The organism is Pseudomonas putida (assembly GCA_041879295.1).
Lineage (GTDB): Bacteria > Pseudomonadota > Gammaproteobacteria > Pseudomonadales > Pseudomonadaceae > Aquipseudomonas > Aquipseudomonas putida_Y.
Window position 1 is genome coordinate 5,601,367 of record CP047152.1, and the last position, 26,022, is coordinate 5,627,388.

Genomic DNA, 26,022 nt, shown 5'->3' on the forward strand with positions numbered 1-26,022 from the left:
AGGACGTTAACGCCCTATCATCTATTGAGCGGCAAGATAAGCGCCCATTATGACGCCCGTGTTACACACATGGGCAAGCCGTGGCAAGTGGCCTCTGGCATTGTCTGCGCTGAAATTGTTCACGTCGAGACACATTTGGACACTTTCACGAACGCGCGCGAAGGGGTAGGCTGCGCGTTCATTTCGCCAGCACCTCAGAAAATGCTTCAACAATTCCTGCAGGATTTCGGCTACTTCGCCCTTTTTCTAGGCACCTTCTTTGAAGGCGAGACCATTCTGGTGCTTGCGGGTTTCCTTGCGTTCCGCGGTTACATGGATATCAATCTGGTGTGCCTGGTGGCCTTCTTCGGCAGCTACGCGGGCGACCAGTTGTGGTACTTCATGGGCCGACGCCACGGGCGCAGGATCCTGGCGCGCAAGCCGCGCTGGCAGGCAATGGGTGACCGCGCGCTGGACCACATCCGCCGCCATCCTGATATCTGGGTGCTGAGCTTCCGCTTTGTCTATGGTTTGCGCACGGTCATGCCGGTGGCCATAGGCCTGTCGGGTTACCCGCCACGCCGCTACCTGCTGCTGAACGGGATTGGCGCGGGCATCTGGGCAGTGGCCCTGGGCGCCGCTGCCTACCACTTCGGCGCCATCCTCGAAGGCTTGCTGGGCAACGTCAAGCGTTACGAGCTATGGGTGCTTGGCGGTTTGGTGGCGCTGGGCGGCCTGCTTTGGCTGCGCCGGCGCTTCCGCGCGTTGCGCGCGGAGCGCAGGGCGGCGAGCCAGCCCCAACCCCCAGAGGCTGAGCAGGCTGTAAACCACGAGCAGAAGCCAGGCCAGCGGCACGACCACCGCTAAGCCCAAGGCGCCGGCCAGGTACAATGCCGGCGCATTCAGAAACAGCCGCACCACCTCCAGGCGTGCAGACCAGGGCCGGTTCTCCAGCAACGCGCCCAGCACGAACAAACCAAACGCCATCAGTGACCAACCGAGCACCAGCGCGGCGACCGGCACGTGCTCGGCCACGTCCATCAAGTAGCTGCCCAAGGCCACGTAGACCACGAACTGCGCGGCCACGTAGGCTTGCTGCGCGCGCCCCAGGGCAATCTCGAACTTGCGAAATAGCGCCAGGTCCTGTTTGGCCTGTGGGTAGCGTGCGGCCACATCGGCCGGACGCCAGCCGGTAGGCATGAACCAGATGCGCAGCTTGTCCCACAGGCTGGTGGTGCGCCGGGCGTCGTGCCAGAGCTGGGCATAGAACTGCAGGTTTGCCCATAGCGGGTTCCAGCTGGCCAGCGGCGTGGTCACCCCGAACACCACCGGCTCAGCCGGGTCCTCCTCCTTGAAAGTGCCGAACAGACGGTCCCAGAGAATGAACACACCGCCGTAATTGCGATCCAAGTAAGCAGGGTTTTGCGCATGGTGGACGCGATGATTGGATGGCGTGATCAACACCCACTCCAGCCAGCCAAGTTTGGGGATATGCCGGGTATGCACCCAGAACTGATACAGCAGGTTGAGCGAGGCCACGGTGATGAACACCAGTGGCGGCACGCCCAGCAGCGCCAGCGGCAGGTAGAACAGCCACGAGAAGATGAACCCGCTACTGGTCTGGCGCAGCGCCGTGGTGAGGTTGTACTCCTCGCTCTGGTGATGCACCGAGTGCGCAGCCCACAGCACGTTGCGCTCATGCCCCAGGCGGTGCAGCCAGTAGTAACAGAAGTCGTACAGGACAAAGGCCAGCAACCAGACCCACCCTGCCTCTGCCGGCAATCGCAGCAGCGCCAGGTGCTCGAAGGCCAGGGCATAGGTGACCAGCCCTACGCCTTTGGTCAGCAGCCCGGTACTGGTCGACAGTGCGCCGGTACTCAGGCTGTTGATCGAGTCGGCCAGGGTGAAATTGCGCTGGCCACGCACGCGATCGGCGACCAGCTCGACGGCTATCAGCACAAAAAAGAACGGTACGGCCAGCAGTATCAGGTCCATGGGCGCGACCTCAGGCGTTATCCACCAAGATTAGGCCGCACCCGCAGGAATCCCTATGGCGACATCTGCCAAACTAGAGGACATTTAGCGCCTCGACACTGGAGTAATGAGCATGACAAAAAAAGTAGCGGTGATTCTTTCCGGCTGTGGCGTGTATGACGGCGCCGAAATCCACGAAAGCGTGATCACGCTGCTGCGCCTCGACCAGCGCGGTGCGCAGGTGCAGTGCTTCGCGCCGAACATCGCACAAATGCATGTAATCAACCATCTGACCGGCGAAGAAATGCCCGAATCGCGCAATGTGCTGGTGGAGTCGGCGCGCATCGCCCGCGGCGAGGTCAAGGATATCCGTGAGGCCAAGGCCGAAGACTTCGATGCGCTGATCGTGCCGGGCGGTTTCGGGGCAGCGAAAAACCTGTCCGACTTTGCCGTGGAAGGCGCCAACTGCAGCGTGAACCCAGACGTGCTGGCCTTGGCCGAAGCCTTTGCCGACGCCTGCAAACCCGTTGGCCTGATCTGCATCTCGCCGGCGCTGGCGGCGAAGATCTACGGGCCGGGCGTGGTCTGCACCATCGGGAGCGATGCCGGCACTGCGGCGGCTGTCGAAAAGATGGGCGGCACCCATGAAGAATGCGATGTACACGACATTGTCGAAGACACCCAGCGCAAGCTCGTGACTACCCCGGCGTACATGGAGGCCAAGTCGATCAGCGAGGCGGCGGGCGGGATCTACAAGCTGGTGGACAGAGTGCTGGAGCTGACGCACGAGTAAGTGACTGCGTTAGCTTCTTCGCGGGCATGCGCGGTCGCCTGTAGGAGCGGGTTTACCCGCGAACACCGGCAGAGCCGGTGCCATCCACCGCGCCAGGCTGGGCTGTCGCCTACAGGAACCGTGTCAGCGCTCAGCTTTTCGAGAGCCGGGCAATGATCCGGTCCAGTGCATTGGCAAACGCCTGTTTCTCGCGTTCGCCATAGGCCGCCTGCCCGCCCCCCACCTGGCCCTGCTCACGCAGCTCGGTGAACAGGTTGCGCGCCGCCAGGCGGTCGCCCATGTTGCGCTCGTCGAACTCACGCCCACGCGGGTCCAGTGCGGCTACGCCCTTTTTCACCAGGCGGTCGGCCAGCGGCACGTCACTGCATATCACCAGCTCGCCAGGCACGGCGTGCTCCACAATGTAATCGTCGGCCGCATCCATGCCGCTGGGCACCACGATCAGGCGCACGATCGCGAACGCCGGCTTGGCCACAGCCTGCCCCGCCACCATCACCACCTCGAACTTGCGCTTGAGGGCGAACTTGACGATCAGATCCTTGGCCGCCTTGGGGCAGGCGTCGGCATCGATCCATACACGCATTGGACACTCTCTACATGAACTCAATGCGCCCATCATGCCTGAAGCGCAGCGAAAGCTGGAGCAGGCAGGCGCTGGAAAAATGGCGCCAGAATTTCAATTGCCGCTTATCCGACCCCGCCACTCAGGCTAAACTCGCCACAGTTTCAATGGCCTGCCCGAGCGCGCAATGAACCACCCTCACGAAATACGCCCTGACCTGGACGAAGGCATCGACCGCAAGGTCCTGGCGACATTGCGTGCACGCTTCCTGCATCTCAACCAGGGCCGACTGCAGCGGGCAAAGGAGGGCCTGTCAACACGCCAGCAACAGGTACTGTCGCTGCTGCCGCTGCTGTTTCATGTGAACCACCCGCTATTGCCGGGTTACGTCTCCGGCAGCACCCCCGCGGGCGTATCGGCTTACGAGCCAAGCGCCGAGCTGGTGGCAGATGCCCAACGGCTTGCCCGCTCGTTCACCTACAAGGCCCAGCATGGCAACCCGCCACGCCCGATCCACGGCCTGTTCCTGATGGGCAGCCTGGGTTCGCTGGCGCAGGCTGAGCAAAGCGACATGGACCTGTGGGTGTGCCATGCACCCGGCTTGCCCGAGCAGCTGCTGGGTGAGCTGCGCCGTAAGTGCCAGCTGCTGGAGGTCTGGGCGGCAAGCCTGGGGGCCGAAGCACACTTTTTCCTGATCGATACACAGGGCTTCGCCCAGGGTCAGCGCGATGGCCAGCTCGGCTCCGACGACTGTGGCACCACCCAGCACTACCTGCTGCTGGATGAGTTCTACCGCACCACCCTGTGGCTGGCCGGGCGCACGCCGCTGTGGTGGCTGGTACCGGTGTACGAGGAGCACAACTATTACAGCTACACCCAGACTTTGCTGTCCAAGCGCTTCATCCGCAGCCAGGACGCCCTTGACCTCGGCAACCTGGCGCACATTCCGCCCGGCGAGTTCGTCGGCGCTGGCCTGTGGCAATTGTTCAAAGGCATCGACTCGCCCTACAAATCGCTGCTCAAACTGCTGTTGACCGAAGCCTACGCCGGCGAACACCCTGCGGTGCGCTGCCTGAGCCTGGACTACAAGCAGGCAGTGTTTGCCAACCAGCTCGACCTCGACGAGCTGGACCCCTACGTGATGGTCTACCGGCGCATCGAACGTTACCTGCTGCAACGCGGCGAACCCGCGCGCCTGGAGCTGGTAAGGCGCAGCCTGTACCTGAAGGTGAACAAGAAGCTCAGCGACCAAGGCCGCAACCAAGGCTGGCAACGCCGGCTGCTGCAGCGCCTGGCCGACGAGTGGGGCTGGGACCAGCGCCAGCTGGCCCTGCTGGACAGCCGCAGCCAATGGAAAGTGCAGCAGGTTGCCGTCGAGCGCCGCGAACTGGTGGCCGAGCTTAACCTCAGTTATCGCTTCCTCAGCCAGTTCGCCCGCACCCAGAACGCCAGCAGCCGCGCCGACCAGCGCGACCTCAATGTGCTGGGCCGGCGCCTGTACGCCGCCTTCGAGCGCCGCGCCGGCAAGGTCGAAGTGATCAACCCCGGCATCGCCCCTGACCTCGCCGAAGGCACCCTTACGCTGGTTCAGGCCCCCAACCGCAAGGAGCCGGGCAGCTACCACTGGGAGCTGTACAGCGGCAATCTGAGCACCCATGAGGTGCAGCACTTCAGCCCGATCAAACGCTGCCGCGAGCTACTCGAACTGCTGACCTGGGCCCATCGCAACGGCGTGATCGACAGCAGCACCCGCATGGCGCTGCATCCAGGGGCCAGCGACCTCGGGGAATTCGAGCTGTTCAACCTGCTGGGCTGTCTGCGGCAAAGTATTCCCCTGCCCTTGCCGACCGTCAGCGAAGTGCGCCTGTTGCAGCCCAGCGTTGCCGATGAGGTGTTGTTGCTGGTCAACGTCGGCGTCGACCCGCTGCGTCACCACCGCGACCTTAACGTTTTGATGACCACAGAGCGCACCGACGCGTTGAGCTACGCTGGCGTGCGCGAAAACCTGGTGCTGACCCTGGACCAGGTCACCGTCAACAGCTGGAACGAGGTGCTGGTCCAGCGCTATGACGGCGAACACGCGCTGGTGCGCTGCCTGCGCGACTTCCTCAACAGCCCGGCGCAGCGCGGCCACCGGCCACGGGTGCGAGTACGCTGCTTCTGCCAAAGCCGCGCCCAGCCTATCGGCCAACGCGTAGAAGAAATTTTCGACACTGCGCAGCTGCTGCGGGATCAAGGGCTACACCACCGCTACCTGCTGCAAGTGGCCCACCACACCCATGTGCTGGAGCTGTTGCCCGAGCATGTCAGCCTGACGACCCTGGCCGAGCATGAAGCGCTACTGGCCTACCTGGGCGAAGAGCGCGGCACCTACAGCCCGCTGTATCTGGATGCCAATGCGCTGCAGGACCACGACCTGCGCCTGGTGCTGGAGCAAGGCCGGCCAGCCTGCATTCAGGTGTTCTACCGCCTGCAGGCCGGCTGGGCCGACGTGTATGTGCTGGATGAATACAACGCATTGTGGCAACAACGCCTACCGCTGCATGACGAAGCGCATCTGCTGTTGCCACTGCAACGTTTTCTGCGCTCGGTGGTGATGCGCCGCGATGCCCGCCTGCCCCTCGATAGCCTGCGACCCGCCTCGCTGGATATCCACTACGCGCAGCTGTTGCCCACTGGCCCAGGCAAGGCACGCAACATCGAGCCGCGCCTGGCCCCGGCCGAGGGCAGCGACCAGCCTTACTATGAGGTACAGGCGATTATCCAGGCGGGTGTAGCGGGCGTGGCGCATGTGACGCTGTACTGCGACCAGCAGGAGTTTTCCGAGCTGGAACATGGTGAGCAGCTGTATGCGGTAGTGGCCCGACAGATCATCGGGCAGCGGCGCGGCGCAGAGCAGTACCGGTGCTATATCACCGACCTGGATTTGTCCGAGCTGCTGGATGACCGGCTGGGGGCAACGCAGGTATACCTGAGCTACAAGCGGGTACTGGAGCAGGCTTTGAATGAGGGGCTGCAGCAGGTTTTGGCGCAGGCCGTGTGAATTCGCAGCCCAAGGCGGCTAGCCCTCTGCCGCAAATGGGCCGCGAAGCGGCCCTCTGGCCCTTACAGGTCGAAATCACCCGCCGCTTCCGGCTGGTACTCCACTTCCAGCAACTTCAGCTTGAGGGTCTTGCCCCCCGGTGCCGGCCAGTCGATCTGTTCGCCTACCGACAGCCCCAGCAAGGCGCAGCCAATCGGCGCCAGGATCGAGACCTTGCCTTCCGGCCCGGCATCCTTGGGATACACCAGTGTCAGGTGGTAGTCCTTGCCGCTGGCTTCCTCACGGCAGTGCACCCGCGAGTTCATGGTCACCACGCCCGCCGGCACTTCCTCGTGACCAACCACCTGCTCGGCGCGGTCCAGCTCGTCCTGCAGGGCGAGCACACCCGGCGTACTCTCGTCGAGGCTGTCGATCAGACGCTCCAGACGTTGTACGTCCAATCGGGTGAGGATTAGGGAAGGCTTGGTGCTCATGATCCAGTCAGACTCCTTTGAACAGGCAGTTTTCAATGCGCAAATAAAGCAAAACCCCGCCCAAGGGCGGGGTTTGAGAAGGCTTTGGCGTCACCGACGCAGAACCCGACACTACCACAGCCGGGCAAATACTCAAGCCCCTGCGTTCAGTGTGCCTTAGCCTGCTCGCGCAAGACCTGGGCCTCGCGGCAGATCTGCCGGCGCCGTTCGTCATCGGCCGAGCGCCATTCGCGGATGTGCTCGACATGCCGATGGCAACCGGTGCACACCCGCTGTTCGTCCAGCCGGCATACGCTGATGCACGGTGACGGCACTGCCGGGCTGACGTTGCTGTAAAGCGGCTTGGGCGGCCGGACCTGGGCGTTACTCATGTCAGATTTCGTCGAAGTCCAGCTTCTCGCCGGCCCGCTCCCAGACGATACGCTCAAGCATTTCACCCAGTAACTCTTCGCTCTTTTCGCACACCCACTTGCCGCTGTCTTCGTCGTAATCGAAGTGGAAACCACCGGAGCGGTCGGCAAGCCACAACTGGCGCAGTGGCTCCTGACGGCTGAAGATCAGCTGGGCGCCGCCCTCGAACTTGACGGTCAGGACACCAGCGGAGTTCTCCATGTCCAGGTCCAGACCGCTCTCGTCGAACAGATCTTCCAGGGCCTGTTGGGTCGCGTCGACCAGGTCATGGAAACGCGCTTCACTCAAACTCATTGCAGGAACCTCGAAATTGGCTGCGTTACAGGCAAGCCGGGCAAGATACGGGCGCTCGCCGCCGAATGCAAAGGTTTAGCCGTTGCCTTCACCGGCCTCTTCGCGGGCAAGCCCGCTCCTACAGGGGGCTGCGCAGAGGCTAAGCATAGCCCGCCCGGCGGACCGGTCCTTGCATAGGCAAGCCGCCGGTCGCTCGGTATACTCGGGCGCAATACTGCATTTTTCTAAGGATTTCACCCATGAAGCGCCTGATTTCCTCCTTCGCGGCGCTGGTCGCTGTTGCCTGCCTCGTTTCGGCCTGTGGCCAGAAAGGCCCGCTGTATCTGCCTGAAGATGGCGATAACGGCAAAGCGCACAAGTCGCACCAGCACCAGCCAAAAGCCAAGCCGGCCCCGGAACAAGAACAGCAGCCCGAGCTGCAGTCCGAGCCCGAGCAGTCGCCAGCGCAGTAAGGAAACCAGATGAACGCTTTCAACTACCGCGACGGTGAGCTGTTCGCGGAAGGCGTGGCCCTGTCGGCCATTGCTGAACGTTACGGCACCCCCACCTACGTGTACTCGCGCGCCCACATCGAGGCCCAGTACCGTAGCTACGCAGACGCCCTGCAAGGCACCGAGCACCTTGTGTGCTTCGCGGTCAAGGCCAACTCCAACCTTGGCGTGCTGAACGTGCTGGCGCGCCTGGGCGCAGGCTTCGACATCGTCTCCGGTGGTGAACTGGAGCGTGTGCTGGCCGCTGGCGGGCGTGCCGACCGCGTGGTGTTCTCCGGCGTTGGCAAAACCCGTGAAGACATGCGCCGCGCCCTGGAAGTTGGCGTGCACTGCTTCAACGTCGAATCCACTGACGAGCTGGAGCGCCTGCAAGTAGTCGCCGCCGAAATGGGCAAGGTTGCCCCGGTGTCGCTGCGGGTCAACCCGGACGTCGATGCCGGTACTCACCCGTACATCTCCACCGGCCTTAAAGAAAACAAGTTCGGCATCGCCATTGCCGATGCCGAGGCCATCTACGTGCGCGCCGCTCAGCTACCGAACCTGGAAGTGGTCGGTGTCGACTGCCACATCGGCTCGCAGTTGACCACCGTCGAGCCATTCCTCGACGCCCTCGACCGCCTGCTGGTGCTGGTCGACCGCCTGGCCGAGTGCGGCATACACCTGCGCCACCTGGACCTGGGTGGCGGTGTCGGCGTGCGCTACCGCGACGAACAGCCGCCACGGGTGGCCGACTACATCAAGGCCATCCGCGAGCGCGTGGGTGAACGCGACCTGGCCCTGGTGTTCGAGCCAGGCCGCTACATCGTCGCCAACGCTGGCGTGCTGCTGACCCGCGTGGAATACCTCAAGCACACCGAACACAAGGACTTCGCCATCATCGATGCAGCGATGAACGACCTGATCCGCCCGGCCCTTTACCAGGCCTGGATGGGTGTCAGTGCGGTCAAGCCACGTCCAGGCGAAGGCCGTGCCTACGACCTGGTCGGCCCTATCTGCGAGACTGGCGACTTCCTCGGCAAGGACCGCGTACTCAACCTGGCCGAAGGTGACCTGCTGGCCGTAGAGTCCGCGGGCGCCTATGGTTTTGTCATGAGTTCCAACTACAACACCCGCGGCCGTTGCGCTGAAATCCTGGTCGACGGCGACCAGGCGTTCGAAGTACGCCGCCGCGAGACCGTCGCCGAACTGTATGCTGGCGAAAGCCTGCTACCGGAGTAAGCCCATGCTGCTGCGTTTTACCAAGATGCATGGGCTGGGCAACGACTTCATGGTCCTGGACCTGGTCAGCCAGCACGCGCACATCCAGCCCAAGCACGCCAAGCAATGGGGTGACCGCCATACCGGTGTCGGCTTCGACCAGTTGCTGATCGTCGAGGCGCCGAACAACCCGGAAGTGGACTTCCGCTACCGCATCTTCAACGCCGACGGCTCCGAGGTCGAGCAATGCGGCAACGGTGCTCGCTGCTTTGCCCGCTTCGTGCTGGACAAGCGCCTGACCGCGAAAAAGCGCATCCGCGTGGAAACCAAGAGCGGCATCATCGTGCTGGACGTGCAGAACGACGGCCAGGTGAGTGTCGACATGGGCCCGCCGCGCTTCATCCCTGCCGAAATTCCCTTTGTCGCCGACGCACAAGCGCCAAGCTACCCGCTGGAAGTTGACGGCCAGTTGTACTCGATAGCCGCCGTATCCATGGGTAACCCGCACGCCGTGCTGCGTGTCGACGACGTGCAGACTGCCCCCGTGCACGAGCTGGGCCCGAAGATCGAAAACCACCCACGTTTCCCTCAGCGGGTGAATGCCGGCTTCATTCAAGTCATCGACCGCCACCGCGCCAACCTGCGCGTGTGGGAACGCGGCGCCGGCGAAACCCAGGCTTGCGGCACCGGCGCCTGCGCCGCGGCCGTGGCGGCGATCAGCCAGGGCTGGATGGACTCCCCGGTGTCCCTCGACCTGCCCGGTGGCCGCCTGCACATCGAATGGGCCGGCCCCGGCAAGCCCGTGATGATGACCGGCCCGGCCGTACGCGTCTACGAAGGACAGGTTCGTCTCTAAACGAGTAACCGCCATGACCGATCAGCCTAAGGTTGTACCCAAGCAGTCCGCCGAGCTCGATGCCGAAGCGGTGGTCGCCTACCTGCGCGCCCACCCTACCTTCTTCGCCGAGCACGACGAGCTGCTGATCGAACAGCACATCCCGCACCAGCGAGGTGACAGCGTGTCGCTGGTGGAGCGCCAGCTCAAGCTGCTACGTGACCGCAACATCGAAATGCGCCATCGCCTGTCGCAACTGATGGACGTGGCCCGCGACAACGACCGGCTGTTCGACAAGACCCGCCGGCTGATCCTTGACCTGCTCGATGCCGGCAGCCTGGAAGAAGTGGTAATGGCGGTCGAAGACAGCCTGCGCCAGGAATTCCAGGTGCCCTTCGTCAGCCTGATCCTGTTCGGCGATAACGTCGCGCCGGTTGGGCGCTGGGTCAGCAATGCCGAGGCGCAGCAAGCCATCGGTGCCCTGCTGGGCGGTGGCAAGACCGTCAGTGGCAACCTGCGCGAGCACGAGCTGGCTTTCCTGTTCGGTGAAGAGCAGCGCCAGGAAGTGGGCTCCAGCGCCGTGGCAGCTCTTGAGTACCAAGGGCTGCACGGGGTGCTGGCCATCGGCAGCCGCGACCCGCAACACTACAAGAGCAGCGTCGGCACCCTTTTCCTCGGCTATATCGCCGAGGTGCTCGGCCGCGTTGTGCCACGCGTTACCCAGACCCTGCGCCCGGTACGCTGATGAAACGCCAGCTGGAGGCTTATTGCGCACACCTGCGCAACGAGCGCCAGGTGTCGGAGCACACCTCGCAGGGCTACCGTCGCGACCTGGAAAAAGTCATCGCCTACTGCGAAGAGCACGGCATTGCCGACTGGCAGGCGCTGCAAATCCAGCAGCTGCGCCAGCTGGTCGCTCGCTTGCACCACCATGGCCAGTCCCCGCGCAGCCTGGCACGCCTATTGTCGGCAGTACGCGGCCTATACCGCTATCTCAACCGCGAAGGCCTGTGCCAGCACGACCCGGCCACCGGCCTGAGCGCGCCCAAAGGTGAGCGTCGGCTGCCCAAAGTACTGGATACCGACCGCGCACTGCAGTTGCTCGATGGGGGTGTGGACGACGACTTCATCGCCCGGCGTGACCAGGCGATCCTCGAGCTGTTCTATTCCTCGGGCCTGCGCCTATCCGAGCTGACCAACCTCGATCTTGATCACCTCGACCTCGCCGCCGGCCTGGTGCAGGTACTGGGCAAGGGTGGAAAGGCCCGCGTGCTGCCGGTGGGTCGCAAGGCTCGCGAGGCGTTGCAGGCCTGGTACCGTTTGCGCGGCATCGGCAACCCGCGCGACCGTGCAGTGTTCATTACCCGCCAGGGCAATCGCATCAGCCCCCGGGCCGTTCGGCTGCGAGTAAAGGCCGCCGGTGAGCGTGAGCTGGGCCAACACCTGCACCCGCACATGCTTCGCCATTCTTTCGCCAGCCATGTGCTGGAATCGTCTCAGGACCTGCGCGCGGTGCAAGAGATGCTCGGCCATGCCGACATCAGCACGACGCAAATCTACACCCACCTGGACTTCCAGCACCTGGCCGCGGTGTACGACAGCGCCCACCCTCGGGCCAAACGCAGCAAAGGCACAGACTCATGAGCATCAAGCTGATCACCTTCGACCTCGACGACACCCTGTGGGACACCGCACCGGTGATTGCCACCGCGGAAGTCGTGCTGCGCGACTGGCTCGAGGCCAACGCACCAACCCTCGGCAGCGTGCCGGTGGAACACCTGTTCGCCATCCGCGAGCGCCTGGTGCAAGCAGAGCCCGGCCTCAAGCACCGCATCAGCGCCCTGCGCAGGCGTGTGCTGTTCCATGCCCTGGAAGAGGTCGGCTACAGCGAGCAGCACGCGCAGGCGTTGGCCAACGAAGGCTTCGAAGTGTTCCTGCATGCCCGCCACCAGGTGGAGATCTTCCCAGAGGTGCAACCGGTGCTTGAGATCTTGCGCCATCAATACATCCTGGGCGTGGTCACCAACGGCAATGCCGACGTCAGCCGGCTGGGGCTGGCCGATTACTTCCGCTTTGCCCTGTGCGCCGAGGACCTGGGCATTGGCAAGCCAGACCCGGCGCCGTTCCTCGAAGCGCTACGCCGTGGTGAGGTGGACGCGGGTGCGGCGGTGCACATCGGCGATCACCCTGGCGATGACATTGCCGGTGCCCAGCGCGCCGGTTTGCGCGCGGTGTGGTTCAACCCGCAGGGCAAGGCCTGGGCTGGCGAACAGGCGCCGGATGCCGAGATCCAGCGCCTGTCGCAGCTGCCTGACGTGCTCGCGCGCTGGCGCTGACGGGGCCGCTTTGCGGCCTCTTCGCGGGCACGCCCGCTCCCACAGGGACCGCGCAGATCCTGAACCCTGTGGTGAACCTGTGGGAGCGGGCATGCCCGCGAAGAGGCCGGCACAGGCAACACAAAACCCACAGGCATAAAAAAGCCCGCAGCGACGGCGGGCTTTTTTGCGATCAGCCACTCAGATAGGGCGGCTGCCGTACTTGTTGTCTGGCTTCTTGGGCGGGTCGGCGACCACGTTGGCCTCGACTTCCTGCACCTTGCCACCGCGAGAAAGGAATTCTTCCATCGCCTTGGCCAGTGCATCACGCTCTTTCTGCTTGGCTTCCATGCTCGGCATCTCGTCTACCGAGACCGCCGCCTTGGATTTGCCCTTGGCAACGGGTGCCGGGCTGCTGTCGTCATCGCCAGCGTCTTCCACGCCGTCATCAGCCGCCGCCTCGAGGCCCTCATCACCCTCGTCTTCGTCGCCTACTTCGAGGTCATCATTTTCCAGATCGTCGTCGCTCATGTTCTACCTCATGACTTGCGAAAAGCAGGTTGGTTATAGACCAGTGCAGCCGTAGACCGGCAGCCACCAGTGAAAATTCAACTGGCCGTGGGTTAGGCCACTGCCCTTGGGTCGGCACTCCTGACGGGAGGCGGTACCCAGCAGGCCCTGCTCCTGGCAGGACCTGACAAATCCATTAGCCCCTGCTGGCCACACGCTATTGGCAAGCCTAGCAAAGGCTGGCGAAGTGTGGGGACTACTCGTCAAACACCCTTCGGCGCGCATTCTAGCGCGCCCGTGGAAAAAGCAAAGCACCATAAACGCCCTGTGACTTGTAAGTTTTTTACCTACGTCACGAACGTGTCGAATAAACCGTTTGCCGTGCGGGAAATGCTGAAAAACTGGCAAAAAAATGCCCGGCAAGCCGGGCAAGTTTTTACCGCGTCGCAGTTACAGGTTGTAGCCGCGTTCGTTGTGCTGAGCCAGGTCGAGGCCGACCGACTCTTCTTCTTCGTTGACCCGCAGGCCCATCACCACATCCAGCACCTTGAGGATCACGTAGGTGACGATGGCGGTGTAGACCACAGTGAAAATCACACCCTTGGCCTGGATCCAGACTTGCATGCCGATGTCGGTGACGGTACCGAAGCCACCCAGTGCCGGGGCTGCAAACACACCCGTGAGGATGGCACCGATGATGCCGCCAACACCGTGCACGCCGAAGGCATCCAGCGAATCGTCATAGCCGAGTTTGCGCTTGAGGGTGGTAGCGCAGAAGTAGCAGATCACACCCGAAACCAGGCCGATCACCAGCGCGCCAATCGGCCCGACAGTGCCCGCAGCCGGGGTGATGGCGACCAGGCCAGCCACCACGCCCGACGCGATGCCCAGCGCACTTGGCTTACCGTGACCGATCCACTCGGCGAACATCCAGCCCAGTGCGGCGGCGGCGGTAGCGATCTGGGTGACCAGCATGGCCATGCCGGCTGTGCCGTTGGCGGCAGCAGCAGAGCCTGCGTTGAAGCCGAACCAGCCGATCCACAGCATCGCCGCGCCCATCAGGGTATAGCCGAGGTTGTGCGGGGCCATCGGGGTGGTCGGGTAGCCTTTGCGCTTGCCCAGTACCAGGCAGCAGACCAGGCCTGCGATACCGGCGTTGATGTGCACCACGGTGCCGCCAGCGAAGTCCAGTACGCCCCAGTCCCACATCAGGGCACCGTCACCGCTCCATACCATGTGGGCGATCGGCGCATACACCAGGGTGAACCAGATACCCATGAATACCAGCATCGCCGAGAACTTCATGCGCTCGGCAAAGGCACCGACGATCAATGCCGGGGTGATGATGGCGAACGTCATCTGGAAGGTGATGAACACCGCTTCAGGGAACAGCGCGGCGGCCGAGGTCAGGCTGTCAGGCGTGACGCCGCTGAGGAAAGCCTTGGAGAAGCCGCCAACGAAGGAGTTGAAGTTGAGCACGCCCTTTTCCATACCGGCGGTATCGAAGGCCATGCTGTAGCCGTAAATGACCCAGAGAATGCTCATCAGGCCGGTAATTGCAAAGCACTGCATCATCACCGACAGCACGTTCTTGGAACGCACCATGCCGCCATAGAACAGGGCCAGGCCCGGAATGGTCATGAACAGCACCAGCGCCGTTGCGGTCAGCATCCAGGCGGTGTCGCCGGAGTTCAGCGCTGGGGCAGCTTCCTCTGCCAGGGCAAGCCCGGGCATTACGAGGGACAATAGGGCTCCTAGCCCTGCGATCTTACGCAGAGTCATGTTGTTTTCTCCTGGGGCGTTGGGTTTGGTGAGGCTTTGTTGCTGCTTAAATCGCGTCGGTATCGGTTTCGCCGGTACGGATGCGGATTGCCTGCTCCAGATTCACCACGAAAATCTTGCCGTCACCGATCTTGCCGGTGTTGGCTGCCTTGGTGATGGCTTCGATTACCCGATCAAGGTCCTTGTCATCGATGGCGACATCGATCTTCACCTTGGGCAGGAAATCGACCACATATTCAGCACCGCGATACAGCTCGGTGTGGCCCTTCTGCCGACCGAAGCCTTTGACTTCAGTGACGGTGATGCCCTGCACGCCGATTTCCGACAGCGACTCGCGCACGTCGTCCAGCTTGAACGGCTTGATGATGGCTGTGACTAGCTTCATGAAACTCTCTCCCGATTTGGTGGACTTGCCCCAGGAAAACAAACCCGTCTCAAGTCTAAGCGCAGCGGTTGGCTTTGTAACGCGTCGTCGGCATCCGGCTCCGCGTGCGCACTGCCTGGTCACAAGGAACTGCTTCAGTGCATGGCTCGTACAGGTCATTGCAGAAACCTTGCCAGTTCCGACAAAGCGTCGAAAAACAGAGCGTTATGTGATTTGGTCGGGATTGGCCAGTCGCTAGCATGGGAAACATGCACAATTTCGGTGCGCAGCAACGGGGCAAGTTGCGCGAAAAATGTGCAACGGATTAGAAACCGCAGATCATTCTTTGGGAGCAACTGTCTTGCTCAATTTCTAAAAGTTGGCGCGATTCCTGTGGGAGCGGGCTTGCCCGCGAACACGGGCGAAGCCCGTGCCATCCACCGCGGTGTCTTCTTCGCGGGTAAACCCGCTCCTACGAAGGCCAATGTGCACTCAGGCGCCAGGTTTGTGCGTGCTACACTGGCGGCCATTTCTCCGTTTCAGTGGACAGCCCCATGCTCGCGCCCAAAGCCCTTCTCGATGCCCTGAGCGACCAGGCCTCGCGCCTGTTCAGCAGCGATGCCGCCCAGCCCCGTGCGGAACTGGAAAGCCAGTTCAAAGTGTTGATGCAAGGCGCCTTCAGCAAGCTGGACCTGGTCAGCCGTGACGAATTCGACAGCCAGATGGTCGTACTGGCGCGTACCCGCGCACGCCTCGAGGCCTTGGAAAAACAGGTAGCCGAACTGGAAGCCCGGCTGAACCCAACCTCACAGGATGAGTGAATGCAGCCCTCAAGCGCATACCCGGTACTGTTGTTTTCCTACGGAACCTTGCAGGATAAAGCCGTGCAACTGGCCAACTTTGGCCGTGAGCTGAACGGCCAGGCCGACCGTATGCCGGGCTACCGCCTGGACTGGGTCGAGATCACCGACCCTGGCGTACTGGCGACCAGCGGCAAGTCCCATCATCCCATCGTTTCCCCCAGCGGCCAGGCCAACGACAGCGTGGCCGGCATGGTCTTCCAGATCAGCGAAGACGAACTGGCAGCGGCGGACCGCTATGAAGTTGCCGACTACAAGCGCGTTGCCGTCACCCTTGCATCGGGCCTGACAGCCTGGGTCTATGTACGTGCCTGAGACGGTTCGATGCAGGCTGAACCCGCAACGACCCGGTGTGGGGGAAGGCCTGTTTCGGTGGTAGCTCACTTGCATGCAGTGTGCCGCGGAACAACGCCGCCCCGCACTGAGTAAACAGCGTCTTCACCCGGTTGTGCGAATTGAGGATCTCGGCCTGGATATCACCAATGGCCGTATCCCGTGGCTGCAAGCTGACCGCTCGGTTGACCCATTCGATGGCGGCAAAGCGGCTTTGCTTGCGGGTGCCACGCCCCTGCATCCAGGCCAGCCCCAGTTCGGCGCAGGCACGCCCGGCAAGCCACGGGTCCGGGTGCTCGACCAGGCTCAGCAGGTAAGCAACCGCCTCGGTCCGCTCCTGCACTTCACCAAACCGGCGTAACAGAATCCCCAGATGCAAACGCGCACGCGCGTTGATCTGCGGGTTGCCCAGCGCGTCGACAAGCAGTCGCCTGACCGCCAGCATGGCACTGCGCTCGTTCAAATCCTCATCGCCATCCATGCGCAGGCAGGCGAGGTTGTACTTGGCCTGCCTGCTGCCCGCCTCCACCGCACGCTGCAGCCAATACCCGGCTGCCTCGTCATCCAGGTAATGCGCCGGGGTGTTGGCCAGGCCGCCACGGTGCAGTTCATACAAGGCTAAGGCAGCACCCGGCAGGTTCAGTTCGGCGCAGCGTTCATACAGGTAGCAGGCCACTTCATGGCGGTTGGCTGCCCACAGCAACCGTGCCACTTCAAGCACTTCGAACCCCGGTGCCTGACCCGCGCACTGGCGATTCACCGCCCGTTGCAACCATAGCCTTGCCTGCTCGGCCGAGCGTGGCAGCGCCCACAGCCCGAAACGGTGCCCGGCCGCGCGCAATGCACAGGCAGCAGCATGTGAACGGCCGTCACACAGGCGCTCAATGGCGCCGTGTAACAGTTGCTTCTCATCTGCCATACCATCACGCAGTATCAGCTCGACCAAACAGCGAAAAGGCACGCCCATGGCGCGGATGGCGCCGAGATCGGCATTGCACGCCAAGCTCGCGGCAAAGTCGCGCATAGCGCCAGCATGGTCTCCCGATACCCTGCTGCGCAGCGCCCCCCGCCATGCCAAAACGACGGTACGCTCTCTGGGCCTTAACGGGCGCTCTGACCAGTCTTCGACCACCTGCTGCCAGTCGGTGACGGTCTGCAACGGGGCAGCGTGTGGCAGCATCAGGCGGCCTTCGACGGCCATCCAGCGCAGCGCATTACGCAAGCGCTCGTCCCAGGTTGCGCATAAGGGGCCACTGATCAACAGCTCGAACGCATCGAGGCTGCCGCCCCAGTGGGGCAGCAGGTACACAGCAAGGGCCTGGATCGCTTCGAAGCAACCGGGGCGGGCAATCAGCGCATGGCGCAGCCAGTAATGGCGAGGATCTTCGTGTTCATGATCGACCCGCTTGCCCAGGTAGAGCGGCAGCGCCTGTGGCAGCTCGGCCAAGGCCAACAACCCATGCCTCACCAGCAACGGCGCTGCAGCTTCCTGCACCTCTACATCGGCATGTGCACTGGGCCTGAAGCGTGCAGGCTCCCCCTGAAACAGTTGGAGCAACCAACCTGGCTCATGGAACTGCGCACTGATGCGCAGCATGCCAATGGCCGCTGCCACGGGGCGCGCAGCGCGGTCCATTGCACGCAACAGGTGCGCGGTGGCGGATTCACAAATTTGCGCAACAGCCAGCAAGCGTGCAGCGTTGCGTGGGCCATCAACCTGCACCTGGCAGGCGCGGTGGAAGCAGTGCATGCCCATTACCACTTGTGGGTGGTAAGCCCTGGGGCAGGCGTCAATCCAGGCTCTGAGCACTTGGCTCAGCGCCCTGTCACTCTTGTTTTCCTGATCGAGCAGCATGTGCCCTTCAATGGCCGCCAGGTAGGCCGGGAACTCGCCGGGCGGGGCTTGGCGCCACTGAGCCTCGAGCCTGTCGAAAAAGCGGTTGAGTTCAATGAATGCACTGGCCTGCACCAGTTCGCGAATTACCTTGTGCGTGCGGGTGAGCGTTTGCACGGAGCAATACCTCAAATCCATTTGAAAGAAGAAGCAGTGCCATCCCATGGCAACTGCGGTTGCCCAACAACACTAAGTCATACCTGACGACTGCGCAAAGCCAATTGGATCCATTTTTGCCGAAACCCATGAAAACGCAGGGAAAACCCCTGCCCTGAAAAACCACGACGCACACTTGTTGCGCCTGCCGTGGCAGCACTGGCTATTCTTTGCCCAGCCGCAGGAAGCGGCATTTTCCAGCAACAACGGAGTGTTCATGTCCCTAGCCCTCGTCCACAGCCGCGCCCAGGTAGGCGTGCAGGCACCGGCGGTCAGCGTCGAAACCCACCTGACCAACGGCCTGCCTCATCTCACCCTGGTCGGCCTGCCGGAAACCACAGTCAAGGAAAGCAAGGACCGGGTGCGCAGCGCCATCGTCAACTCCGGGCTGAAGTACCCGCAGCGGCGCATTACCCAGAACCTAGCTGCCGACGGCCTAGTGCCGATTGCCACCTTGGCCGATTTGGAATGCCTTGGCGAACCTGCGCTGTCGGGGAAATTGCGCCCGGTGCGGGGCGGCGGCGGCAGCAGGTTTTCGAAATAGCTGCAGAAAATTCGGACGAGATACGACTAGTTAGAACGCTGCAACATCCACATCAAACTGAATACCACCTTGACCATTTTAAAAATGGTAATCAGGCAAAAAGCTAGCAGCCTATAGCCTGCTCCACCAAATCCTCCACAGAGCTAACCGCTGAGCATGAGATTGCCAAAGGTAGATTCTCATCTAGCAAACGCTCCGATACTTTTCAATGAATAGAAAATCTTCAATAAGCCAAAAATTTAGACCTTCGAACAATGGATATCGATTTGATATCCATACCCAATAGGGTCCTGCTCCACGCAGCGCCGAACTGCCATCCAAGAACTTTTCAAGAAACATCTTCTAATGTGATCGAGCGGGATTTATCGGCAAATTTGTAGGCAATTTCGCAAACTTAATCTCGCCTGCTTGCGGCAGCGATTCGGTGTGACTATTTTACACCAGTCCCATCGGCACAAGCAGTCCAATCCGCCGTGCTTGAGGAACAAGCCTTAAACGACGCTGTCCGAGCAACGTCATTGTCATTTTCAGACCAATTGTTACCAGGGAGTGGAACACATGGCTTTCGATGCCTATATCCAAATCGCGGAAATCACTGGCGAAGCGCTGGACCAGCAATACGCCAACTGGATCGAAATCGTCGGCTATAAATTCGGTGCCAGCCAAAGCACCTCAGCCACCGCAAGCTCTGCGGGTGGTGCATCTTCAGGGCGCACCACCCTCACCAATTTCACCTTCACCAAATACCTGGACAGTGCCAGCTGCAAGCTTCTTGAAGCCAGTTGTGCCGGCCAGCACCTAAAGGAAGTGAAGCTGGTGGTATGCCGTGCTGGTACCGACAAGCTCAAGTACTACGAAGTCGTTCTCGAAGAAGTGATCATCGCCGACTACGCCCAGAGCGCCAGTTCCGGCGTCCCGATGGAAGTCGTACAGCTAAACTACGGGCGGATCAAAACCACCTACACGCGGCAGAAGCGCCTCGACGGCAGCGCGGGCGGCAACGTCACGGGCGGTTGGGACCGTATCAACAACAAGAAGTATGCGTGAGGTGCGACCATGTCCGAGGCACGCAGCTTCATTAATTCGCACACGCAGTCATATGATTCGCTGAAGGCCGATACGCCCATGACGGCCAATCAGCGCGGCAAGTTTGATGTGTTGAATGCGCATATCGTCAATAGTGTGGTGGTAGGTGGTGAACTGGTTATTGTAGGTGATCCAACCACGCCCTCCTGTACAAGTCATGAAGCATTTTTAATGTCTCAGGCAGAAGGGATTCATCATCTACTCGAGGTCAATGGTGCTGGGGTGGATGATTTTTTATTGGATAACTACGAAATGTTGAATAGTTTTCTTGCTCATGCGTCGATGGGGGCAGGCGCAGTAAGTGACGGCTGGAGCAGGCATCTCGATGCAATCAAGGAAACACTCGGGCAGGTTGAGCAGCTTCATCGAGATTACTTGGGGGGCGGCACGATCAAAGCGCGTGATGAATTTTATGCCAAGCGGATGGTTTTGTTCATTAGGTTGGAGGAGCAGCTGGATAGGCTAGCGGCATACGGTTCGGGCTTGCGTAAAAAGGGGAAAGCAAAGAGAACGCTAGGGATTTCCACGAAGAGTTATCTGCACTCTGGTGAAATTGTTGGGTATGCGGAAAAGATCGCTGGAGTTTCCAAGGCTGCTAATCTCATAAAGAAGGGCACTTATATCGGTATCGGGCTAGATGTGGCTGCAACAGGATTGAGTATCCATCAAGCGTGCACCCTTGGGCGAGAAGATGAGTGTGTGCAAGCCAGGTATGTCGAAGGGGGCGCCTTGATAGGCAGCATTGGCGGCAGCGCCGCAGGGGGAGCCGTTGGAGGTGCTATAGCTACAGTGGTTTGTACTGCGGTGTTGGGTATTCCTACTGGAGGTAGTGGTGCGTTAGCTTGTGCTGTATTGGGTGGGACTTTAGGTGGCAAGATTGGTGGGGACAAGGGTGGACAAGGCGGGGAATATTTTGGTGACATACTTTATCGCAGTGTAAATCCATGACAATCACTATTGCGGAACTCGTTGTATTGGGTAGTTTTGTTTTGGCGACACTATCGCTCTTGGTGTTAGTGTATTTATCGTATCGTTACCTAGAGCTTATAGAAACAATGCTTTCCAACTCTAGCTTTGTGATGGGGAATAAAAATCTGTATTCGCGGGCGGGCTTGATTGGGCGTGTCATGCGGATCTGCACGGTGTCGATATTGCTGACTATGCCAAAGGTATTCGTGTATAGAGGGCTGGTTGATTCAAGGGAGGTAGATAGGTTCCCGATGGCGATGCGGTGTCTATTGGTTGTGTTGTGGAATCTTATGCTAGCCTCGTTTTTAATCTTTGTCTGCATGAGTGGATAATAATTAGGTAGCTGCGAAAGTTAGGTTCACTGGTCGGGTCGACAGTGCGCAAAATTAGAAACAGGGCGGCTATGAGGGAATCTAAACTGCGACATTTTATTTGGAACCTATAGAACAGTATCCGTGGGACGCAGCGAACATGCTGGAAACGAAACTATGCCTTTTCACGGTTTATTTGCGTCATTTCACCATACCCCCTTTCGGCTAAGGGGCCATACGAAGACTTGCAAAACATCTATAAGATAGTTTGCAGTTAAGTGTCTCGGTGTGGCTCTATACAGAAAATGGCCGAGTTTTAATCATCAGACTCACGCACGAGTTCCATAGCAGAAGCTAGCTTGCGACTGATGGAACTGTGCTCCGGTACCGAAACGCATTAACCAGATAAGCGCGGTGTTCGGTGCGGCCAAGCCGTAATGAGCTCATTCGTTCGTCAACCTCCGGCGCTAACACGATGAAATGGCCGGGGCACAACGGCGTATATCATCAAGCAGATCATGTTCCAGATTTCCTTTCTCAACCGCTACAGGTGTGCCGAACACCGCAAGCTCCGTAAGCGCTCCATAAACCCCACCTAACCAAAGATGGGCAGCGCACCTAGCTGTGTATGTGAGGTGTGCAATTCCATGGCAGTAGCGCTTCGTAGTCTTCGACTGAGCACGCCTGCGGCAGGCGTTCCAGTGCGTGGCGCAGCCACGCATAGGGTTCTTGGCCGTTGGCTTTGGCCGTTTCTACCAAGCTGTAAAGTTGTGCGCTGGCAGTGGCACCTTTGGGCGTGTCACTGAACAACCAGTTCTTTCTCCCGATGACAAACGGGCGGATCGCACGCTCGGCCGCGTTGTTGTCCATCGGCAAGTAGCCGTGCTCGACGTAGCGTTCCAATTTGCTCCAGTTGCTGGCCAAGTAACCGATGGCCTTGCCCAAGGCATTCTGCGTCGTGACCTGAGGTTGCGTTTTCTCTACCCAGTTTTTCAGCTGAGTCAGCAATGGCAGGCTGCGCTCCATGCGGGCAACCTTACGATCTTCGTCGTCACTGTCCTTCAAGTCGCGCTCGACGCCATAGAGCTTATTGATCAGGTTCAATGCGATGTCAGCGCGTCCTGTTTTGCCCTTGGGCTGTACTTTCTGCGCTTCGACGAACTTGCGGCGCGCGTGCGCCCAGCAGCCCAATCGCTCCAGCCCGTCCTGTGCGGCCAGCGCGTTGTAACCGGCGTAGTCGTCGGTCATGACATAGCCGCGATAGCCGTCCAGCAGGCGCACCGGCACCTCCTGCGCTCGGCTGGTGGCGTAGTCGAAAAGGATCACCGGGCGATCAGGTGGGCCGCCGGTTTGCACCCACATCCAGGATTGGCTGCTGGGCTCACGACCAGGCTCTTTCAACACCTGCACACGTGTTTCATCACAGTGGATGATCCGACTGTTCAACAGGCTTTCGCGCATCAGATTCAGCAGCGGCTGAAAGTGCTCGCTGCATTGAATCACCCAGCGTGCCAGGGTCTGGCGCGGGATATCGATACCGTGACGCCCCAGCACTTTTTCGAAGCGGTGAAGCGGCAAGCCGTCTACGTATTTGGTGGTCAGCAGCATGGCCAGCACACTCGGGCTGGCCATGCTTTTCTCGATCATCTGGGCGGGCTTGTCCGCCGTTACGGGCGCTGACTCGCAGTCCCGGCAGCCGTACACCTTGCGAACATGTTTGATGACGCGAATCTGCATCGGGACGATTTCAAGTTGTTCGCTGACTTCTTCACCGATGGCATGTTTACGGCAGCCACAAGCGCAGGTCAGTTCATGCTCGGGCAGTTCGTGGACAACTTCGATACGCGGCAAATCAGCTGGCAGCGGCTTGCGCTTGCCACGGCGTTTGGTTGGCGCAACGACTTCTTCGTCGTCAGCCTCATCCAAGGGCTCGGCCAGGCTTTCCGCTTCGTCGAAGAGTGGCAACTGTGGTGTCGCCGCATCGCCAGTCTGCTCGGTCTTGCGCCCGAACAAGCGCTGGCGCAATAGCGCAACTTCCTCTTCGAGATGAACGATCTTGCCCTTGTCGGACGCGCGCTCGTGGATCATCTGCTCAAGCAGTTGCTTGAGCAGAACAGGATCGTCAGGGAGGTTTTCGGGCATGGAAATCATGCCGCGGATTATACCGAATCAGGCGACGTATCGAGGCGTCAAAACCTGATGCGGACGGTTGCGCCAGAGGTCGAAGCCATCAAGCAGCCAGTTCAGTTCCTGAACGGTCAGGACAATGGCGACCTCAGTCGGATCGGGTGAAGTTTTGAAACGTTCGGACTCCAGGCGTTTGAGCCAGAGGCAGAAGCCGTTTCGCTCCCAATAAAGGATTTTCACGCGATTGCGAGACTTGTTGAGGAAGACGAAAAGCACTGGGTCGAACACCGCCACTTTGATATCGAGTTCGACCAATGCGGCCAGGCCATCGATGGATTTTCGAAAGTCGACAGGCTTGGGGTAGAGGTACACTTTTTCGACTTTGGCGTCGGGTCGCATCATGGTCGGCGAGCTCCAGAAAGAAATCGGGAGCACAGCATCGAGGATCAGGTAAGCGCTTTGAATGTGGGGTTCATGGAGCGCTTACCAAGCTCCGGCGCAAGGCAATTTGCCCATAAAACTAAGCCATAGCTGGTACCTGCGCGAAACCTATTGGATCAATTTTTGCCGAAGCCCATGAAAACGCAGGGAAAACCCCTGCCCTGAAAAACCACGATGCACACTTGTTGCGCCTGCCGTGGCAGCACTGGCTATTCTTTGCCCAGCCGCAGGAAGCGGCATTACCAGCAACAACGGAGTGTTCATGTCCCTAGCCCTCGTCCACAGCCGCGCCCAGGTAGGCGTGCAGGCACCGGCGGTCAGCGTCGAAACCCACCTGACCAACGGCCTGCCTCATCTCACCCTGGTCGGCCTGCCGGAAACCACAGTCAAGGAAAGCAAGGACCGGGTGCGCAGCGCCATCGTCAACTCCGGGCTGAAGTACCCGCAGCGGCGCATTACCCAGAACCTCGCCCCCGCCGACCTGCCCAAGGATGGCGGCCGATATGACCTGGCCATTGCCCTGGGCATCCTTGCCGCCGACGGCCAGGTGCCGATTGCCACCCTGGCCGATATGGAATGCCTGGGCGAACTGGCGCTGTCGGGGAAATTGCGGCCGGTGCAGGGCGTGCTGCCTGCGGCACTGGCGGCACGCGAGGCAGGCCGGGCGCTGGTGGTACCACGGGAAAATGCCGAGGAAGCCAGCCTAGCCGGCGGGTTGGTGGTGTATGCGGTGGGCCACCTGCTGGAGTTGGTCGCCCACCTGAACGGCCAGGTGCCGCTGCCGCCCTACGCAGCCAACGGCCTGATCCTGCAGCAACGCCCCTACCCGGACCTGAGCGAAGTGCAGGGCCAACTGGCAGCCAAGCGTGCCTTGCTGCTGGCTGCGGCCGGGGCGCACAACCTGTTGTTCACCGGCCCCCCCGGCACCGGCAAGACCTTGCTCGCCAGCCGCCTGCCCGGGCTGCTTCCACCGCTGGACGAGCACGAAGCGCTGGAAGTGGCGGCAATCCAGTCGGTCAGCGGGAAAGCGCCGCTGAATAGCTGGCCACAGCGACCCTTTCGCCACCCCCATCACTCTGCGTCCGGCCCTGCGCTGGTTGGTGGCGGTAGCCGACCGCAACCAGGTGAAATCACGCTCGCCCATCACGGCGTGTTGTTTCTCGACGAACTTCCGGAGTTTGAGCGGCGCGTACTGGAAGTGCTTCGCGAGCCACTGGAGTCAGGTGAAATCGTGATTGCCCGTGCCCGCGACAAGGTGCGTTTCCCCGCGCGCTTCCAGTTGGTGGCGGCGATGAACCCCTGCCCTTGCGGCTACCTGGGCGACCCCACTGGCCGCTGCCGCTGCAGCACCGAGCAGATCGCGCGCTATCGCAACAAACTGTCCGGGCCACTGCTGGACCGCATCGACCTGCACCTGACCGTGGCTCGCGAAAGCACTACGTTGAACAACCAGCCTAGCGGTGAAACCAGTGCCGATGTCGCCGTCAGGGTGGCTGAAGCGCGGGAGCTGCAGCACAGCCGACAAGGGTGTGCAAATGCATTTCTAGACCTTGAAGGTTTAAGGCACCACTGTGGGTTGGTAGCAGCGGACCAAGTCTGGCTGGAAGGGGCCTGCGAGCGGCTGACCTTGTCGCTACGGGCGGCGCACCGGTTGTTGAAGGTGGCGCGGACGTTGGCGGACCTGGAGGGATGCGAGACGATTGGCCGGACGCACCTGGCCGAGGCCCTGCAGTACCGGCCAGGGAGCAGTTAGATTGCCGGGCTGCTTTGCAGTCCCGAAACCGGTCAGGTAACCCTGTTCCGCCAGATGCATCCGGCAACTGAGTAAACCCCAGGCCCTGTCAAGGCCAAGCCGCCATAAAGCGCCACCAGTAACCAGGCAAACTGGCCCTGCTCCAGTGTCCAGTCCGGGTGCACCACCACCAGCGCCACCAGCAACACCGCCAGCACGGGCAGGCAAGCCAGACGTGCAGCGATCCCCAGTAGCAGCAGCAGTGGGCAAACCACCTCGGCAAACACAGTCAAGGCCAAGGTCAGGGTCGCGCCCAGGCCGAAGGGGTCTTCGATGCGCTGCAATTCCTCGCTCCAGTCCAACAGCTTGGGCAGGCCGTGAATGAACAGCAACAGCAAGGCAGCCGTTACCCGCATGAACAGCAGGCCGATGGCGGTCAGGGTTGGGGGATGGGGGTCGAGAAAGGGTTTCAAGCGTGGCATGGCAAGGGGCTCGCTAATCGATCAACCTGCGGAGCATTGCGCATTTATCCAGAGATTGATTGCG

At 61.0% G+C, this 26,022-nt stretch carries 26 protein-coding genes and 1 pseudogene; 15 read left to right on the forward strand and 12 right to left on the reverse strand.

The window, feature by feature from the left end; translation table 11 throughout:
- Positions 1-201 precede the first annotated feature (201 nt).
- Positions 202-774, forward strand: a pseudogene (locus tag GST84_25475) (DedA family protein).
- On the opposite strand, the gene GST84_25480 reads toward GST84_25475, so the two are convergent.
- Positions 679-1,974: a hypothetical protein gene (locus GST84_25480; protein XGB15520.1), complete on the reverse strand. Its 1,296-nt coding sequence runs from the start codon at positions 1,972-1,974 to the stop codon at positions 679-681. The pseudogene GST84_25475 and the gene GST84_25480 overlap by 96 nt on opposite strands.
- A gap of 112 nt (positions 1,975-2,086) precedes the next feature.
- Between GST84_25480 and elbB the strand changes: the two genes are divergently transcribed.
- Complete coding sequence (gene elbB / locus GST84_25485) at positions 2,087-2,746, forward strand: isoprenoid biosynthesis glyoxalase ElbB (GenBank protein XGB15521.1); 660 nt, start codon at positions 2,087-2,089, stop codon at positions 2,744-2,746.
- Between the two features lie 130 nt (positions 2,747-2,876).
- Here elbB and GST84_25490 read toward each other — a convergent pair whose 3' ends face one another.
- Complete coding sequence (locus tag GST84_25490) at positions 2,877-3,329, reverse strand: YaiI/YqxD family protein (protein XGB15522.1); 453 nt, start codon at positions 3,327-3,329, stop codon at positions 2,877-2,879.
- A gap of 166 nt (positions 3,330-3,495) precedes the next feature.
- Between GST84_25490 and GST84_25495 the strand changes: the two genes are divergently transcribed.
- Positions 3,496-6,351: a class I adenylate cyclase gene (locus GST84_25495; GenBank protein ID XGB15523.1), complete on the forward strand. Its 2,856-nt coding sequence runs from the start codon at positions 3,496-3,498 to the stop codon at positions 6,349-6,351.
- Between the two features lie 62 nt (positions 6,352-6,413).
- On the opposite strand, the gene GST84_25500 is transcribed toward GST84_25495, so the two are convergent.
- The 3 genes from GST84_25500 to cyaY all read right to left on the reverse strand — a co-directional run bounded on the left by GST84_25500 (position 6,414) and on the right by cyaY (position 7,529).
- A complete protein-coding gene (locus GST84_25500) occupies positions 6,414-6,824 on the reverse strand; it encodes a nucleoside diphosphate kinase regulator (GenBank protein ID XGB15524.1) in 411 nt (136 codons plus the stop codon).
- A gap of 146 nt (positions 6,825-6,970) precedes the next feature.
- Complete coding sequence (locus tag GST84_25505) at positions 6,971-7,195, reverse strand: DUF1289 domain-containing protein (GenBank protein ID XGB15525.1); 225 nt, start codon at positions 7,193-7,195, stop codon at positions 6,971-6,973.
- A 1-nt stretch (position 7,196) separates the two neighbouring features.
- The gene (cyaY, locus tag GST84_25510) at positions 7,197-7,529 is read right to left on the reverse strand and encodes an iron donor protein CyaY (GenBank protein ID XGB15526.1); all 333 of its coding nucleotides are present in this window, start codon (positions 7,527-7,529) and stop codon (positions 7,197-7,199) included.
- A 239-nt stretch (positions 7,530-7,768) separates the two neighbouring features.
- Between cyaY and GST84_25515 the strand changes: the two genes are divergently transcribed.
- The 6 genes from GST84_25515 to GST84_25540 are packed head-to-tail and all read left to right on the forward strand — an operon-like array spanning position 7,769 to position 12,388.
- Complete coding sequence (locus tag GST84_25515) at positions 7,769-7,981, forward strand: hypothetical protein (protein XGB15527.1); 213 nt, start codon at positions 7,769-7,771, stop codon at positions 7,979-7,981.
- A gap of 9 nt (positions 7,982-7,990) precedes the next feature.
- The gene (gene lysA / locus GST84_25520) at positions 7,991-9,238 is read left to right on the forward strand and encodes a diaminopimelate decarboxylase (protein XGB15528.1); all 1,248 of its coding nucleotides are present in this window, start codon (positions 7,991-7,993) and stop codon (positions 9,236-9,238) included.
- 4 nt (positions 9,239-9,242) lie between these two features.
- A complete protein-coding gene (gene dapF, locus GST84_25525) occupies positions 9,243-10,073 on the forward strand; it encodes a diaminopimelate epimerase (protein ID XGB15529.1) in 831 nt (276 codons plus the stop codon).
- A 13-nt stretch (positions 10,074-10,086) separates the two neighbouring features.
- Positions 10,087-10,797: a DUF484 family protein gene (locus tag GST84_25530; GenBank protein XGB15530.1), complete on the forward strand. Its 711-nt coding sequence runs from the start codon at positions 10,087-10,089 to the stop codon at positions 10,795-10,797.
- Entirely contained in the window at positions 10,797-11,696 is a 900-nt protein-coding gene (xerC, locus tag GST84_25535; protein XGB15531.1) for a tyrosine recombinase XerC, read from the forward strand. Before GST84_25530 ends, xerC begins: the two co-directional genes overlap by 1 nt.
- Positions 11,693-12,388 (forward strand): HAD-IA family hydrolase, encoded by a 696-nt coding sequence (locus tag GST84_25540; protein ID XGB15532.1) that lies wholly within the window; start codon positions 11,693-11,695, stop codon positions 12,386-12,388. The genes xerC and GST84_25540 overlap by 4 nt, the downstream gene beginning before the upstream one ends.
- 180 nt (positions 12,389-12,568) lie before the next feature.
- Here GST84_25540 and GST84_25545 read toward each other — a convergent pair whose 3' ends face one another.
- From GST84_25545 to glnK, 3 genes are all read right to left on the reverse strand, one after another.
- A complete protein-coding gene (locus GST84_25545) occupies positions 12,569-12,898 on the reverse strand; it encodes a hypothetical protein (GenBank protein ID XGB15533.1) in 330 nt (109 codons plus the stop codon).
- Positions 12,899-13,327: 429 nt separating this feature from the next.
- Positions 13,328-14,659: an ammonium transporter gene (gene amt, locus GST84_25550; GenBank protein ID XGB15534.1), complete on the reverse strand. Its 1,332-nt coding sequence runs from the start codon at positions 14,657-14,659 to the stop codon at positions 13,328-13,330.
- A gap of 46 nt (positions 14,660-14,705) precedes the next feature.
- Positions 14,706-15,044, reverse strand: a complete 339-nt coding sequence (glnK, locus tag GST84_25555) for a P-II family nitrogen regulator (GenBank protein ID XGB15535.1) — start codon at positions 15,042-15,044, stop codon at positions 14,706-14,708.
- 533 nt (positions 15,045-15,577) lie between these two features.
- On the opposite strand from glnK, the gene GST84_25560 reads away from it, so the two are divergent.
- On the forward strand, positions 15,578-15,844 hold the full coding sequence (locus GST84_25560; GenBank protein XGB15536.1) for an accessory factor UbiK family protein: 267 nt from the start codon (positions 15,578-15,580) through the stop codon (positions 15,842-15,844).
- Entirely contained in the window at positions 15,845-16,198 is a 354-nt protein-coding gene (locus GST84_25565) for a gamma-glutamylcyclotransferase (GenBank protein XGB15537.1), read from the forward strand. It begins immediately after the preceding gene.
- On the opposite strand, the gene GST84_25570 is transcribed toward GST84_25565, so the two are convergent.
- The gene (locus GST84_25570; protein ID XGB15538.1) at positions 16,152-18,227 is read right to left on the reverse strand and encodes a DUF4034 domain-containing protein; all 2,076 of its coding nucleotides are present in this window, start codon (positions 18,225-18,227) and stop codon (positions 16,152-16,154) included. The genes GST84_25565 and GST84_25570 overlap by 47 nt on opposite strands.
- Positions 18,228-18,483: 256 nt before the next feature.
- Between GST84_25570 and GST84_25575 the strand changes: the two genes are divergently transcribed.
- The 3 genes from GST84_25575 (at position 18,484) to GST84_25585 (ending at position 20,844) form a co-directional block, all read left to right on the forward strand.
- On the forward strand, positions 18,484-18,810 hold the full coding sequence (locus GST84_25575; protein XGB15539.1) for a magnesium chelatase: 327 nt from the start codon (positions 18,484-18,486) through the stop codon (positions 18,808-18,810).
- A gap of 558 nt (positions 18,811-19,368) precedes the next feature.
- Positions 19,369-19,857, forward strand: a complete 489-nt coding sequence (gene hcp, locus GST84_25580) for a type VI secretion system tube protein Hcp (protein ID XGB15540.1) — start codon at positions 19,369-19,371, stop codon at positions 19,855-19,857.
- Between the two features lie 9 nt (positions 19,858-19,866).
- Complete coding sequence (locus tag GST84_25585; GenBank protein ID XGB15541.1) at positions 19,867-20,844, forward strand: hypothetical protein; 978 nt, start codon at positions 19,867-19,869, stop codon at positions 20,842-20,844.
- A 950-nt stretch (positions 20,845-21,794) separates the two neighbouring features.
- Here the strand turns inward: GST84_25585 and GST84_25590 are convergent.
- Entirely contained in the window at positions 21,795-23,327 is a 1,533-nt protein-coding gene (locus GST84_25590) for an IS66 family transposase (protein XGB15542.1), read from the reverse strand.
- Between the two features lie 18 nt (positions 23,328-23,345).
- Positions 23,346-23,702 carry an IS66 family insertion sequence element accessory protein TnpB gene (tnpB, locus tag GST84_25595; protein XGB15840.1) on the reverse strand — a complete coding sequence of 119 codons (357 nt, stop codon included), beginning with the start codon at positions 23,700-23,702 and terminating at the stop codon, positions 23,346-23,348.
- A 304-nt stretch (positions 23,703-24,006) separates the two neighbouring features.
- Between tnpB and GST84_25600 the strand changes: the two genes are divergently transcribed.
- A complete protein-coding gene (locus GST84_25600) occupies positions 24,007-25,497 on the forward strand; it encodes a YifB family Mg chelatase-like AAA ATPase (protein ID XGB15543.1) in 1,491 nt (496 codons plus the stop codon).
- Between the two features lie 32 nt (positions 25,498-25,529).
- Here GST84_25600 and GST84_25605 read toward each other — a convergent pair whose 3' ends face one another.
- Entirely contained in the window at positions 25,530-25,958 is a 429-nt protein-coding gene (locus GST84_25605; GenBank protein XGB15544.1) for a DoxX family membrane protein, read from the reverse strand.
- Positions 25,959-26,022 lie beyond the last annotated feature (64 nt).